This window comes from Streptomyces cavernicola (assembly GCF_029968035.1).
GTDB classification, from domain to species: domain Bacteria; phylum Actinomycetota; class Actinomycetes; order Streptomycetales; family Streptomycetaceae; genus Streptomyces; species Streptomyces cavernicola.
Window position 1 is genome coordinate 24,952 of record NZ_JASCIQ010000010.1, and the last position, 14,034, is coordinate 38,985.

General features: G+C 72.5%; 11 protein-coding genes and 1 pseudogene. 7 read left to right on the top strand and 5 right to left on the bottom strand.

What is annotated here, in order from left to right; translation table 11 throughout:
- Position 1 precedes the first annotated feature (1 nt).
- From QIS96_RS11445 to QIS96_RS11470, 6 genes are all read left to right on the top strand, one after another.
- Entirely contained in the window at positions 2 to 1,312 is a 1,311-nt protein-coding gene (locus tag QIS96_RS11445) for a sensor histidine kinase (RefSeq protein WP_408907163.1), read from the top strand.
- Positions 1,302 to 1,964, top strand: coding sequence for a response regulator (locus tag QIS96_RS11450; protein ID WP_282542383.1), 663 nt, complete (start codon positions 1,302 to 1,304; stop codon positions 1,962 to 1,964). Before QIS96_RS11445 ends, QIS96_RS11450 begins: the two co-directional genes overlap by 11 nt.
- A 43-nt stretch (positions 1,965 to 2,007) precedes the next feature.
- A complete protein-coding gene (locus tag QIS96_RS11455; protein WP_282542384.1) occupies positions 2,008 to 2,283 on the top strand; it encodes a hypothetical protein in 276 nt (91 codons plus the stop codon).
- A 432-nt stretch (positions 2,284 to 2,715) separates the two neighbouring features.
- Positions 2,716 to 4,743 (top strand): M4 family metallopeptidase, encoded by a 2,028-nt coding sequence (locus QIS96_RS11460; RefSeq protein WP_282542385.1) that lies wholly within the window; start codon positions 2,716 to 2,718, stop codon positions 4,741 to 4,743.
- A gap of 282 nt (positions 4,744 to 5,025) precedes the next feature.
- Positions 5,026 to 6,627: a M4 family metallopeptidase gene (locus QIS96_RS11465; protein WP_282542386.1), complete on the top strand. Its 1,602-nt coding sequence runs from the start codon at positions 5,026 to 5,028 to the stop codon at positions 6,625 to 6,627.
- Between the two features lie 267 nt (positions 6,628 to 6,894).
- Positions 6,895 to 8,280: a maltokinase N-terminal cap-like domain-containing protein gene (locus tag QIS96_RS11470; RefSeq protein WP_282542387.1), complete on the top strand. Its 1,386-nt coding sequence runs from the start codon at positions 6,895 to 6,897 to the stop codon at positions 8,278 to 8,280.
- A 19-nt stretch (positions 8,281 to 8,299) separates the two neighbouring features.
- Here QIS96_RS11470 and QIS96_RS11475 read toward each other — a convergent pair whose 3' ends face one another.
- Positions 8,300 to 9,607, bottom strand: coding sequence for an SUKH-4 family immunity protein (locus QIS96_RS11475; protein WP_282542388.1), 1,308 nt, complete (start codon positions 9,605 to 9,607; stop codon positions 8,300 to 8,302).
- Entirely contained in the window at positions 9,604 to 11,517 is a 1,914-nt protein-coding gene (locus QIS96_RS11480; protein WP_282542389.1) for a HelD family protein, read from the bottom strand. Before QIS96_RS11480 ends, QIS96_RS11475 begins: the two co-directional genes overlap by 4 nt.
- A 6-nt stretch (positions 11,518 to 11,523) precedes the next feature.
- Between QIS96_RS11480 and QIS96_RS11485 the strand changes: the two genes are divergently transcribed.
- Positions 11,524 to 11,925, top strand: a complete 402-nt coding sequence (locus tag QIS96_RS11485) for a hypothetical protein (protein ID WP_282542390.1) — start codon at positions 11,524 to 11,526, stop codon at positions 11,923 to 11,925.
- 192 nt (positions 11,926 to 12,117) lie between these two features.
- On the opposite strand, the gene QIS96_RS11490 is transcribed toward QIS96_RS11485, so the two are convergent.
- From QIS96_RS11490 to QIS96_RS11500, 3 genes and pseudogenes are all read right to left on the bottom strand, one after another.
- Complete coding sequence (locus tag QIS96_RS11490; protein ID WP_282542391.1) at positions 12,118 to 12,459, bottom strand: thioredoxin family protein; 342 nt, start codon at positions 12,457 to 12,459, stop codon at positions 12,118 to 12,120.
- On the bottom strand, positions 12,456 to 12,896 hold the full coding sequence (locus QIS96_RS11495) for a MerR family transcriptional regulator (RefSeq protein ID WP_282542392.1): 441 nt from the start codon (positions 12,894 to 12,896) through the stop codon (positions 12,456 to 12,458). The genes QIS96_RS11490 and QIS96_RS11495 overlap by 4 nt, the downstream gene beginning before the upstream one ends.
- 85 nt (positions 12,897 to 12,981) lie before the next feature.
- Positions 12,982 to 13,899, bottom strand: a pseudogene (locus tag QIS96_RS11500) (glycoside hydrolase family 16 protein); the annotation flags it as partial.
- Positions 13,900 to 14,034: the final 135 nt, after the last annotated feature.

Below are 14,034 nucleotides of genomic sequence, written 5' to 3' on the forward strand. Positions count from 1 at the left end.
CATGGGGATCAGGCAGGGCGGTACGCGGACGGCTGCTGCGCCGGAGAGGCTCGACGCGGCCGCCGTGCACGCCCAGGTCCAGCACCGCTGGGACGTCTTCCTGCGCTGGGGCCCGTACGTCCTGCTCGGTTTCACCGCCGTCCTCATGGTCGCGACCGCCGGGATGCTCCTGGAGTCGACCGCCGAGCGGTGGGCGGCCGCCGGGCTGGTCGCGGCCGGGTTCGCGCTGCAGGTGTGGTGGAGCGCGGCGGGCCGCGGGGCCGGCTGCCCGAGCCCGGCGGGCTCGGTCTACTACTGGGCTCGCTGGGCCATCGGCTTCACGCTGTCCTGGCTCGACCCGTTCGCGGCGTTCTACGCGGTGCTCGGCTACTTCGGCGCGGAGCGGCTGCTGCCGCGCCGACTCGTGCCGCTGGGGCTCTTCGCCAGCGCGGTGACGATGGCCGGTACGCAGTCGGGCGGGTTCCCGCCGAAGGACCTGGGCCAGCTCGGCCTGTTCGCCGCGGTCCTCGCCGTGCACATCGCGCTGATCTACGTGTTCGGGCAGCTCGCCCTGCACGAGGAGAAGCGGGCCACCGTGCACATGGCGGCCATCGCCGAGCTGGAGGAGACCAACGCCCGGCTGCAGCAGGCGCTCGACGAGAACGCCGCCCTGCACGCCCAACTCCTCGTCCAGGCGCGGGAGGCGGGCGTCGCCGACGAGCGGCGGCGGCTCGCCGCGGAGATCCACGACACGATCGCGCAGGGCCTGACCGGGATCATCGCCCAGCTGCAGGTCGTCTCGAACGCCGCCGACCCGGCCCTCGCCGAGCAGCACCTGAGCCGCGCCTCCGCCCTGGCCCGGCACAGCCTGGGCGAGGCCCGCCGCTCGGTGCAGAACCTCGGCCCGGCCGCCCTGGAGCACCACGCGCTGCCCGAGGCGCTGCGGCAGACGGTGACCGAGTGGGCCGAACGCACCGGCGTGCGGGCCCAGTTCACGGTCACGGGCGCGGCCGAGCCGCTGCACGACGAGATCGAGGCGACGCTCCTGCGGATCGCCCAGGAGGCGCTGTCCAACGCGGACCGGCACGCGCGCGCGGGCCGGGTGGGCGTCACCCTGTCGTACATGGCCGGCGAGGTCGCACTCGACGTACGGGACGACGGCCGGGGCTTCGACCCGCGCTCCGTACCGCCGCGCCACGGCTCGGGCGGCTTCGGGCTCGACGGGATGCGGGCGCGGGCGGAGCGGGTCGCGGGGGCCGTGACGGTCGAGTCCGAGCGGGGGCAGGGCACGGCGGTCTCCGCTCGCGTACCGTTGCTGCGCCATGACCAGTGACCCCATCACCCTCCTGATCGTCGACGACCATCCCGTCGTACGGGACGGCCTGCGCGGCATGTTCGCGACGGCGCCGGGCTTCGACGGGCCGGGCTCCGCAGAACGCGGCTTCGACGTGCTCGGCGAGGCCTCCGACGGGGTCGAGGCGGTCCGGCTCGTGGCCGAGCTCGACCCGGACGTCGTCCTGATGGACCTGCGGATGCCGGGCGGCGGCGGGGTCGCCGCCATCGCGGAGCTGACCCGCACCGGGGCGCGCGCCAAGGTCCTGGTCCTCACCACGTACGACACCGACTCGGACACGCTGCCCGCGATCGAGGCGGGCGCGACGGGCTACCTCCTCAAGGACGCCCCGCGCGACGAGCTGTTCACCGCGGTCCGCGCCGCCGCCGATGGCCGTACGGTCCTCTCTCCCGCGGTCGCGTCGCGCCTGGTGTCCCGCGTACGAGCCCCCGGCAGCGAGCCCCTCTCGACCCGCGAGCGCGAGGTACTCACCCTGGTCGCGAAGGGCACCCCCAACCGCGAGATCGCCGCGGAGCTGTTCATCAGCGAGGCGACGGTGAAGACCCATCTGACGCACATCTACGGCAAGTTGGGCGTCAAGGACCGGGCAGCGGCGGTGGCCACGGCGTACGACCGGGGCATTCTCGGCTGAGCGCCGCACCCCTACGAGACCCGAGAGGCCTGATCCCGCCACCATGTCCACCCACTTCTCGAACGACACCCTGGAGCTCTTCCTCTCCCGCGCCCGGATCTTCCCGGCGCTCGCGGTCCCGGCGTATCTGGCGTTTCTGGGCTTCCTGGTGAGCGAGGAGGGCTGGCGCTGGAGTTTTCTCGCGCTGATCGCTCTGCCCCCGGTGGCGGCGGTGCTGGGCCACGTGGCGAAGCGGGACATCCGTGCGGGACTTGGGGCAGCGGCGATCGCCCTGGCCCTTGCGCCACTGCTGGTGGTGGGGGCGGTCGAGGCGCTGTAGCGCCCCGACAGGGGCGCGGGGCTGTGACATCAGCGGCTCCGCCGCGGGGCGCGAGCAACCACGACGGCGGGAAAGCCGGACGACGGCGCCGCAGCCACGCGGCGGCAGCCGCATATCGGGCACAGCCGGGAAGGGGCGGGGAGGGGAACAGATCCGGCCCCCGCCGACCGTCCCGCCCCGCTCCGCATAGCGAACACCCTCCACCGGCCAGCGAACAGTTTCGGCCAACCTCATGGCGCGGTCATGACAGGACTGGTCACTGCTGCCACTCTTCCCCTGCGTCGAACGCGCCGGCACCCCACCTCTTCACCGTCGGCCCGCTCGTCGCACACCCCCCACCTGCACCGTGCTCTGCCCCTGTTCTGCCCGGACGGCCACCCACCGTCCGGTCCCGTCGGCCGCGCGATCCGCGGCCCGCAGAAGGAGCCAGTCGTGACACGCACCTCCCCCCGCACCTCCCCGCTCTCCCGGCGCAGACGCACCGGCGCCGTCGGCGCGCTGCTCGCCACCGCCGCCCTGCTCTCCGTGGGCCTGCAGTCCGGGCCCGCCGCGGCCGCGGGCAAGGCCGACCCGGGCGCGCTGCCCGCGAAGCTCTCCCCGTCCGAGCGCGCCGAGCTGCTGCGCGAAGCCGACGCCGAAAAGGCGCGTACGGCCAAGGAGTTGGGCCTCGGCTCGAAGGAACGGCTCGTCGTCCGGGACGTGGTCCAGGACCGCGACGGCACCACCCACACCCGCTACGAGCGCACCTACGACGGAATGCCCGTACTCGGCGGCGACCTGATCGTCAGGACCAGCGAGGCCGGCCGCACCGAGGGCGTCACCAAGGCCGCCAAGGCCAAGCTGAGCGGGGTCGACACCCGCGCCGAGGTCGCCGCGAAGTCCGCCGAACGCCAGGCGCTCGGGATCGCGAAGGCCGACGGCACCACCGAGGCCGAGGCCGAGCGCGCGCCGCGCAAGGTCGTCTGGATGGGCGACGGCGGCAAGCCGGTCCTCGCGTACGAGACCGTCGTCGGCGGGCTGCAGAAGGACGGCACGCCCAACGAGCTGCACGTCGTCACCGACGCCCGCACCGGCGAGAAGCTCTTCGAGCGCCAGGCCGTGCACACCGGCACCGGCAACACCCAGTACAGCGGCCAAGTCACCCTCGGCACCGCCCAGTCGGGCAGCGGCTACACCCTCAGCGACACCGGCCGCGGCAACCACCGCACGTACAACCTGAACCGCTCCACCTCCGGGCAGGGCACCCTGTTCAGCGGGGCCGACGACGTGTGGGGCGACGGCTCCCCGTCGAACCTGGAGACCGCGGGCGCCGACGCGCACTACGGGGCCGCGCTGACCTGGGACTACTACAAGAACGTGCACGGCCGCAGCGGCATCCGCGGGGACGGCGTGGGCGCGTACTCCCGGGTCCACTACGGCAGCAACTACGTCAACGCCTTCTGGCAGGACACCTGCTTCTGCATGACGTACGGCGACGGCTCCGGCAATGCCAAGCCGCTGACCTCGATCGACGTGGCCGCGCACGAGATGACCCACGGCGTCACCTCCAACACCGCGGGCCTCGTCTACAGCGGCGAGTCCGGCGGCCTCAACGAGGCCACCAGCGACATCTTCGCCGCCGCCGTGGAGTTCCACGCGAACAACGCCCAGGACGTGGGCGACTACCTCGTCGGCGAGAAGATCGACATCCGCGGCGACGGCACCCCGCTGCGCTACATGGACAAGCCGAGCCGCGACGGCAACTCCAAGGACTACTGGTACTCGGGCATCGGCAACGTCGACGTCCACTACTCCTCCGGCCCCGCCAACCACTGGTTCTACCTGCTCTCCGAGGGCAGCGGGCAGAAGACCGTCAACGGCGTCTCGTACGACTCGCCGACCTCCGACGGGCTCCCGGTGACCGGCATCGGCCGCGAGAAGGCCGCGCTGATCTGGTTCAAGGCGCTGACCACCAAGTTCAACTCCCGTACGGACTACGCGGGGGCGCGCACCGGGACCGAAGCGGTGGCCGCCGAGCTGTACGGCACGTCGAGCGCCGAGTACAAGGCCGTGCAGGACGCATGGGCCGGCGTCAACGTCGGCGCCCGGCCGGGCGGCGGCACCCCCGGCGGCACCGTGTACGAGAACACCGCCGACGTGGCCATTCCGGACAACGGGGCGGCCGTCACCTCGTCCATCTCCGTCGCCGACCGGACCGGCAACGCGCCGTCCGGCCTGCAGGTGGGCGTGGACATCGAACACACCTGGCGCGGCGACCTCGTGGTGGACCTGGTCGCTCCGGACGGCTCGGTCTACAACCTGAAGCCGTTCAGCTCGTCCGACTCGGCCGACGACGTGCGGACCACGTACACCGTCGACGCGTCCGCCGAACTCGCCGCGGGCACCTGGAAGTTGCGGGTGCAGGACCAGGCGTCGCAGGACACCGGCTACATCAACAGCTGGAAGCTGACCTTCCCGTAGGCCCTGTCCCGTAGCCCCTGTGGCGACAAACGGGACGACTGGGACGACTGGGCGGCGTCGGGGCAACTTGCCCCCGGCGTCGCCCAGTTCGCATACCGGATGCCACACCACGGTTATTGGTCAAGATTCGGTCAACCTGGCGACACCCCGATGACATGTACGCGCCGCCAATGACACTCTCTCCCCGCACGGCACAGCCGCAACACGGCATCAGCACCTAGTACTTCCCCGTCCGGGTGGTCCCCCACGCCGTCCGGACACCCCCACATCCAGGGAGTAAGAGTGTCGCCCCACATATCGCGTCACGTTTCCGCCAGACGAGCCACCACCGCCGTCGGCACAGCGATCGTCGCCGCCGCCCTCATCGGCACCGGCCTGAGCACCGCCAACGCGGCGCCCACCGCCGAGAAGGCGCCCGCCGCATCGCCCGCCAAGCTCTCCGCCTCGCAGCGCGCCGAGCTGCTGCGCGACGCCGACGCCGAAAAGGCCCGTACGGCCAAGGAGTTGGGCCTCTCCGGCGCCGAGAAGCTCGTCGTCCGCGACGTCGTCAAGGACCGCGACGGCAGCATCCACACCCGCTACGAGCGCACCTACGACGGACTGCCCGTCCTCGGCGGCGACCTGGTCGTGCACGAGACCAAGTCCCGTAAGACGGAAGGCGTCACGAAGGCCCGCTCCGGCGAGCTGAAGGTCGACACCGCCCGCGCCAAGGCCGCCCCGGAGGGCTCCCGCGCCGTCGTCTGGGCGGCGAGCGGCACCCCGCGCCTCGCGTACGAGAAGGTCGTCAAGGGCACCAAGAAGGACGGCACTCCGAGCAAGCTGCACATCGTCACGGACGCCCGCACCGGCAAGAAGATCTTCCAGTGGGACACCATCCACACGGGGACCGGCCACACGCAGTACAGCGGTGACGTGGAGCTCGGCAGCAAGCAGGAGTCGAGCGGCTTCTCCCTCACCGACAGCACCCGCGGCGACCACAAGACGTACGACCTGGCCAACGGCACCTCGGGCCAGGGCAAGCTGGTGGCCGGCGCGGACGACGAGTGGGGCGACGGCACCGCCGCCAACAAGGAGACCGCCGCCGCCGACGCGCACTTCGGCGCCGCGCTCACCTGGGACTACTACAAGAACGTGCACGGCCGCGACGGCATCAAGGGCGACGGCGTCGGCGCGTACTCCCGGGTCCACTACGGCGACAGCTACGTCAACGCCTTCTGGGACGACAGCTGCTTCTGCATGACGTACGGCGACGGCGAGGGCAACGCCAAGCCGCTCACGTCGATCGACGTGGCCGCGCACGAGATGACCCACGGCGTCACCTCCAACACCGCGGGCCTGATCTACAGCGGCGAGTCCGGCGGCCTCAACGAGGCCACCTCCGACATCTTCGGCTCCAGCGTGGAGTTCTCCGCGAACAACTCCGAGGACGTCGGCGACTACCTCATCGGCGAGAAGATCGACATCCGCGGCGACGGCACCCCGCTGCGCTACATGGACAAGCCGAGCAAGGACGGCAAGTCCAAGGACGACTGGTACCAGGGCATCGGCGGCATCGACGTCCACTACTCGTCGGGCGTCGCCAACCACTTCTTCTACCTGCTGTCCGAGGGCAGCGGCGCGAAGGAGATCAACGGCGTGAAGTACGACTCCCCGACCGCCGACGGCCAGCCCGTCACCGGCATCGGGCGGGACAAGGCCGAGAAGATCTGGTTCAAGGCCCTGACCACGTACATGACGTCGAGGACCGACTACGCCGCCGCGCGTACGGCGACCCTCGACGCCGCCAAGGACCTCTACGGCGCGGACTCCGCCGAGCAGAAGGCCGTCGACGCGGCCTGGGCGGGCGTCAACGTCAAGGCCGCCAAGGGCGGCAAGCAGCGCTGAACTGCGGGCGGATGAGCTGCAGTTGACGTGAACGGCGGGCGGTACCGGACCTGGTCCGGTACCGCCCGTCCGCGTCGGCCGCCGGGCCCGGGTGGGCGCGGCCCGTTTCTCGCGGCCCGTTCCTCGCGGCCCGTTCCTCGCGGCCCGTTCCTCGCGGCCCGTTTCTCGCGGCGCGGCACCGGGCACCTGAACCCCACGCATACGGGCGCCTCCCCCAGGCCCTGGGCCGCGAGGCGGATTCCCCCGGCGGGAAGGGGACCGCTACGCATGTCGGAGACCGTGCCCCGCTCCGGGACCGCACCGGCCCGGCCGTCCGCCGGCGCCGCACCGCGGCGGCTGCTCGACTCGCTCGCCCCGCTGCTGCGGGACTGGCTGCCACGGCAACGGTGGTTCGCGGGCAAGGGCCGGCCCGTCACCGGTTTCGCCCCGGTCGCGGCGACGGAACTGCGGCCGTCCTCGGCGGAGCCGGGCCTCCTCCACCTCCTCGTCGACGCCCGGCAGCCCGGCCGGGACACGGACTGCTACCAACTCCTGCTCGGCGTGCGGCGAACGCTCCCCGCCCCGCTCTCCGGCGCGCTCGTCGGCCGCCCCCGCGGCGGCCCCCTCGCCGGGCTCACCGTGTACGAGGCGCTGCACGACCCGCTGCTCGCCGACGTGCTGCTCGACCTGCTGCGCACCCCCGGCGACCTGGGCCCGCTGCACTTCGAGCGCCCCCGCGGTCCGGCCGTCCCCGGCTCCCTCGCGCCCCGCGTCCTCGACGTGGAGCAGAGCAACTCCTCTCTCGTGTACGGCGACGCGTACATCTTCAAGCTGTTCCGCCGCGTCGCCCCCGGCACCCATCCCGAGCTGGAGCTGTCCCGCGCCCTGGCCCGCGCGGACTGCCCGCGCGTGCCGACCCCGGTGGCGTGGGCGGGGGCCCGGCCGGACGGCGCCGCCGAACCGTACGTCCTCGGCCTCCTTCAGCCCTTCGTCGCGGGCGCCGCCGACGGCTGGGCGCTCGCCCTGCGCGCCCTCTCCGAAGGTGCGGCGTTCACCCGCGAGGCGGCGGCGCTCGGCCGGGCCACCGCCGAGGTCCACCAGGCCCTGGCCCGCGCCCTGCCGACGGCCACGCTCTCCCGGACCCGGACGGAGGCCCTCGCCGCGGCGATGACGGAACGCCTCCACTCCACCGCCCGCGCCGTGCCCGCCCTGCGCCCTTACGCCCCCGCCCTGGCCGCCGCGTACACCGCGCTCGGCGCGCTCGACGACACCCGCCGCATCGTCCAACGGGTCCACGGGGACCTGCACTTGGGGCAGTGCCTGTGCGGGGCCGACGGCGCCTGGCACGTCATCGACTTCGAGGGCGAGCCGGCCCGCCCCCTCGCCGAGCGCCGCCGCCCGCACCCGACCGTCCGCGACGTCGCGGGCATGCTCCGCTCCTTCGAATACGCCGCCTGCACCCACCGCGCCCCCGCCTGGGCGGCGGCCTGCCGGGACGCGTACTGCGACGGCTATGCCGAGGCCGCGGGCCACGACCCGCGCGCGGAACGGGTGCTGCTGCGGGCGTACGAGACGGACAAGGCGGTGTACGAGGTCCTGTACGAGGCCCGCCACCGCCCGGACTGGCTGCCGGTGCCGATGTCGGCGATACGGCGGTTGGCGGCGCCTCGCTAGGGGGCTCCCCCAGTACCCGTCAGTACCCGTCGACGCCGATCTCTGTGATGTTGGCGTATATCCACGACCACAGCTCGCCGCTGGGCGTGCCCTTGTCGAAGAGGCCGGGGGCGAGGTCGTTCAGCTCGTCCAGGAGCAGCAGGGCCACGTCGTCCTGGTCACCCTCCGCCGGATACGGGTGCCAGCAGGCGTTGCTGTAGCGGTGGACGGCCTCCAAGGTGCGGGTGAAGACGTCCAGGTCGGGCGCGAGGGTGACGAGGGTCCGGTCGCTCGGGCCTTCGGAGTTGCCCCGGACATGCACCGACCCCTCGCGCCGGTGCAGGTACACCTCGCCATAGGTCGAGCTGCCCAGCGTGAGCAGATCGGCGCCGGACAGCTCGTCCGCGGTGGGCGGCACCATGGCCTCCGGCCCGTACCCGTCGTACTCGGCGGCGTGGCTGTTCCACCACCTGGGCACTCCGACATCCCGCAAGTGCCGTCTGCTGACCGGGTGTTCGAGCGCATCCGGCAGTGCGTCGTCGGCGATGCGCAGTACATGCCCTGCCCCGAAGGCATCGTCCATTCGCTCGGCCGTGAGCGGCCCCTCCGCCCGCCGCACGGACGGGCCCGGACCGGGCGGCGGCTCCTGGGACGACTCGGTGTCCACGTCCCCGGCGGGCCAGTCCCGGAGCACCTCGTCGTCGGTCTCGAAGACGGCCAGGCCGTGGCTGCTCTCCCACACGTAACGCGTCCTACCGCCCGCCGAGGCGAAGGGCTCCGCCTCTGCCCAGCTCTCCGGGGCGCTCAACTCCCCTCTGTCCCACAGGTTCGGCGCGCCGTCGACCGACCCCCAGCACGCCTTGGCGACCTCCCCGGTCGGCGCCGGCACGCGCTGCCCCGTCCCCCGGTCCAGCCAGACCTCCCCCCGGTGGTCGCGGACCCGGACGAGCTCGGCACCGTCCCCGTCGAAGCACTCCACCCAGTAGTAGTCCCCGTTCAAACTCGGCTGCGCCACAAACCAGTTGACCGGCCGCCACCACGCCCACACCGTGCGCCACGGCATGCCCGGCTCGGCGGCCGCCACCCGCTCCGCGTACGACGGCTCCCCTGTCGCCAGCGCAGCGAAATGCAGCCAGGAGGCGAACTCGGCACGCGACACGTCCGCGACCCCGAACATCGCCTCCGCCTGCAGGAACACCTCGCGCCCGACCCCCGCCGAGGCCCCCGCGGAGGCCCCGGCCAGGCGCGCCCGCAGCTCCGCGCGGTCCGCGTCGAGCAGCCGCGCGGGGTCCGCGAGCACGCCGTCGAGATCGAGCCCCGGCCCGGCTTCGTCCATCTGTTCACTCATGCCGCCATGCTGTCACCCGCCACTGACAATCCGCCCTCGGGGAACGGCAGTTCACGGCTGTGCACGACGCCCAGGCCCTGCGTGGCCCGGGTGAGCGCCACGTACAGGTCGCTCGTGCGGAACTCCGCCGGCTCGACCACCACGACCTTGTCGAACTCCAGGCCCTTGGACTGCCGGGCGTCGAGGAGCACCAGCTGGTGCGTGAGGTCGGGGCCCGCGCCCGCCGTGACCCCGTCGAGCACCTCCGCGAGCTCCGCGTGCAGGGAGCGCGGCGCGATCACCGCGAGCCGTCCCTCCTCGGGCAGTTCGCGCGCGACCGCCTCGGCGACGGCCCCCGCCAGGTCGTCCGTGCGCCGCACCCACGGCCGTACGCCCGTCGACCGCACCGAACGCGGCGGCTCGAACTCGGGCGACTCGGCGCGCAGCACGTCCGCCGCGACGTCCATGATCTCGGCGGGCGTGCGGTAGTTGACGCCGAGCCGCACCATCTCCCAGCGGTCCTCGACGTACGGGCCGAGGATGTCCGCCCACTTGCCGACGCCGGCCTCCGAGCCGGTCTGCGCCGGGTCGCCGACGAGGGTCATGGAGCGGGTCGGGATGCGCCGCATGAGCAGCCGCCACGCCATCGGCGACAGCTCCTGTGCCTCGTCCACGATGATGTGGCCGAACGCCCAGGTCCGGTCGGCTGCGGCGCGCTCGGCGGCCGTGCGGTGGTCGGCCTCCTCCTGGCGCTCCGCCATCCGCTCGGCGTCGATGATGTCGTGCGCCGAGAGCACCTCGGCGGCGTCCTCGTCCGACTCCTCCTTGTCCTCGAACTCGTAGGTCCGGGAGGCGTACGACATGTCCAGGACGCCCTGCGCGTACTCGATCTGCTGCTGCCGTTCGGCCTCCTTCGCCGCCCGCTCCGCGGAGTCGTCCACGCCTAGCAGCTCCGCCGCCTCGTCCAGGAGCGGCACGTCCGCCTCGGTCCACGGCGCGCCCGGCGCGCGCCTGATGGCCTCCGCGTCGGCGTCCGGGACGTACCCGCGCGGGTCTTCGAGGAACTCGGCGAGCAGGCCCTGCGGGGAGAGCGGCGGCCACAGCGAGTCGATCGCGGCGTGCACCTCGGTGCTGGTGGCGATCTCCTTGCCGATCTGCGCGATGTCGTCGGGCCCGAGCAGGTTGGGCCCGCCGAACGGGTCCGCGCCGAGCCGCTCCACGAGCTGCGCGGTCAGGGCGTCGATCAGGGCGAACACGAAGTACGGCCGGGCCAGGTTGTGCGGCAGCTGCGTCGTGCGGGCACGGGCGCGGGCGTCCTCGGCCATGCCGCGCTCCAGGTACAGCGTGCCGTAGTCGTCGTGGTCGATCTCCAGGACCGGGTCGGGCACGGACTGCCGGTCGCGCACGGCCTGCGCGAGCGCCTCCGCCATGTCCGCGCGCCCCTTCACGGCGGCGGCCGCCGGGGTGTCCGTGCCGGTGGCGTGCACGCCGGGGTAGAGCTCGCCGACCGTCGCGAGGAGTACGCCGGTCTCGCCGAGCGAGGGCAGCACCTCGCCGATGTAGCCGAGGAACGCCGGGTTCGGGCCGACGATCAGGACGGCCCGCTTGGCGAACAACTCCCGCTCCGCGTACAGGAGATACGCGGCCCGGTGCAGCGCGACGGCGGTCTTGCCGGTGCCCGGACCGCCCTCGACGACCATGACGCCGCGGTGCGGGGCGCGGATGATGCGGTCCTGCTCGGCCTGGATGGTCTGCACGATGTCGCCCATGCGGCCGGTGCGGGCCGCGTTCAGGGCGGCGAGCAGCACCGCGTCCGCGTTGTGGTCCTCGAAGCCCGTACGGGTCGGGTCGTCGAGGTCGAGGATCTCGTCGTGGAGTTCCGTGACCGTACGGCCCTCGGTGGTGAGATGGCGGCGGCGCCGGATTCCCATCGGAGTGTGACCGGTGGCGAGATAAAAGGGGCGGGCGACGGGCGCGCGCCAGTCGATCAGGAGCGGAGTGCGCGCGGCGTCGTCGGCGCGGATTCCGATGCGTCCGATGTGATGGTGACCACCGCCGCCCGTGCCGTTATTCCCGACGGCGTGATCAATTCGCCCGAAGCAGAGTCCGGATTCGACACCGGCGAGTTCGGCGGCGCTGCGGGCCTGCTCGTCGGCGGTGATGTCCCGCTCCAGCTTGGCCTGCCTGCCGTTCCCCAGCTGCGCCAACGCGCGGCGGGCGGTCTCCTCCCGCTCGGCCCGGAGTCCGTCGAGACGGGCGTAGAGGCGGTCGACGAATTGCTGTTCACGCTGCAGCTCGCGCCGCAGTTCGTGCTGCAATTCAACGGAATCCCCGGTTGACAATTCCACTCCTCATGGGCTACGGTGTCTCTAGTTGGCCACCTTCAAGGGGAAATTCCCTTCGAATCGGTGGCCTTTTCTGTGCGTACACAGAAACACCCAATATAGCCACAGAAATGGACCGGGCGTCAAACGGACGGGGAATTCCGCCCACCCCGGCGGCGACGCAGGCACCGCCGGCGGCGACGCGGGCTACGCCTCCAGCACCCCCTCCAGCTCCTGCACCAGCTTCCGCTTCGCCCGCGCCCCCACCATCGACCGCACCGGCTCCCCGCCCCGGAACACCAACAGCGTCGGCGTCGCCATCACCGCGTACGCGAGCGTCGTCCGCGGATTGCGGTCCACGTCCAGCTGTACGACCTTCAACCGCTCCGCCTCCTCACGGGCCAACTCGGCGAGCACCGGCGCGAGTTGCCGGCACGGGCCGCACCACTCCGCCGTGAACTGCACCAGCACCGCACGGTCCGCGACGCCCAGCACCTCCGCCGCGAAGTCCTCATCCGTCACTTCCGCCACTGCAGCCGTCACCGTCATCGCCCTGTCCCCTCCGTGGTCATCGTCAGCGCGCAGCGGGGCGGCGGCCCACCAGGGGTCTCCGCCTCCGCCACCAGCGCGTCGCGGGCCCGCTCGGCCCGCGCCAACTGCTCCCCGACCTGCGCCCGTACCGAGGTCAACTCCCCGATGAGCGCGTCGAGTTCGGTGAGCTTGCGGCGGTACACGGCGAGCGAGTCCGGACACGAGTCGCCCTGCGGATGCCCGGCCCGCAGGCACTCCACGAACGGCCTGGTCTCCTCCAGGCCGAACCCGAAGTCCTGCAAGGTCCGGATCTGCCGCAGCAGCCGCAGATCCGCCTCGTCGTACGTCCGGTGCCCGTTGCCGTCCCGCCGCGCGGGCAGCAGCCCGCGCGACTCGTAGTACCTGAGCGTCCGCGTACTCGTGCCGGCCCGCTCCGCAAGTTCCCCGATGCGCATGCGTACGACGCTAGCCCTTGACCCTGACGTCAAGGCCAGCCCTCTGTGCGCCCGCCCTCTGTGCGTACGGGCGACGCCGCTACGGCTTCGTCGAGACGGACACGTAGTCCACCACCATCGGCCTGCCCGGCTCCGTGCCCGCGACCGGCGTCGCCCGCCCGGCGGCCCCGTCCGGGAACGCGCCGCCCATCGCGACGTTCAGAAGCAGGAAGTACCCGGTGTGCTCTGTCATGTCCGCCCAGGTCCCGGCGGAGAAACGGTCCTGGGACAGGCTGTGGAACCGCTCCCCGTCGACGGACCACCGCAGTTCGTTCGGCGCGACCGAGCGGTCCCACTCGAAGCGGTACGTGTGGAAGCCGGACTGGCACGTCGAGCCCGGACAGGCGCGGCTGCCGCCGAGGCCCTGCGTCTCGTTGCAGTCCCCGCCGGGGTTCACGCCGCAGTGCAGCACGCCGTGGACCCGGTCCTCCCCGTTGACGTTCTCCATGACGTCGAACTCGCCGATCGCCGGCCAGTTCTGGTAGTTCCCGCGGTACGGCGAGCCGAGCGCCCAGAACGCCGGCCAGTACCCGAGGGCCGCCTCGCCGGTCACGTTCGGCATCTGGATACGCCCCTCGATGGCAAGCACCCCGCCCTCGGGCGCCTTGAAGTCGCCGCGCCTGGTCTCGATACGGGCCGAGGTCCAGTTGCCTGAGCCGTCGCGCAGCGGGGTGATGCGCAGGTTGCCCGCGCCGTCGAGGCTGAGGTTGTCGGGCGAGTCGGTGTAGCTCTGGATCTCGCCGGTGCCCCAATTCGCGGGGCCGCCGGGGTAGTTGTGGCCGAGGTCCACCTGCCAGTTCTCGGCGGAGGGCAGCGTCCCTGCGGCCCCGTCGAAGTCGTCGGCCCACTGGACGGTCCAGCCGTCCGGCGGCGGTGGGACGTCCGCGGCAGCGGTCGGGGCCAGCAGCGCGGCGAGCACGGCCACGGCCCCGAGACCGGCGGCGAGTGCGGAACGTTTGCTCATGGAACACCTCCGTGGGGGAAGAGGGTGTCGAGCGGCGCCCTTCGCTTGAGAGCGCTCTCAGAGTTTTGTAGTTGGAGGGGGGTGGGGCGTCAATGGGGCGGGGGCGTCAACTTCCTGAAGCTGGCTGGGAGTTGA

Bases quoted from the DNA above. Each gene is read 5' to 3' on its own strand.
- QIS96_RS11445 (WP_408907163.1), top strand. From the start codon at position 2: ATGGGGATCAGGCAGGGCGGTACGCGGACGGCTGCTGCGCCGGAGAGG.
- QIS96_RS11450 (WP_282542383.1), top strand. From the start codon at position 1,302: ATGACCAGTGACCCCATCACCCTCCTGATCGTCGACGACCATCCCGTC.
- QIS96_RS11455 (WP_282542384.1), top strand. From the start codon at position 2,008: ATGTCCACCCACTTCTCGAACGACACCCTGGAGCTCTTCCTCTCCCGC.
- QIS96_RS11470 (WP_282542387.1), top strand. From the start codon at position 6,895: ATGTCGGAGACCGTGCCCCGCTCCGGGACCGCACCGGCCCGGCCGTCC.
- QIS96_RS11475 (WP_282542388.1), bottom strand. From the start codon at position 9,607: ATGAGTGAACAGATGGACGAAGCCGGGCCGGGGCTCGATCTCGACGGC.
- QIS96_RS11480 (WP_282542389.1), bottom strand. From the start codon at position 11,517: ATGGGAATCCGGCGCCGCCGCCATCTCACCACCGAGGGCCGTACGGTC.
- QIS96_RS11490 (WP_282542391.1), bottom strand. From the start codon at position 12,459: ATGACGGTGACGGCTGCAGTGGCGGAAGTGACGGATGAGGACTTCGCG.
- QIS96_RS11495 (WP_282542392.1), bottom strand. From the start codon at position 12,896: ATGCGCATCGGGGAACTTGCGGAGCGGGCCGGCACGAGTACGCGGACG.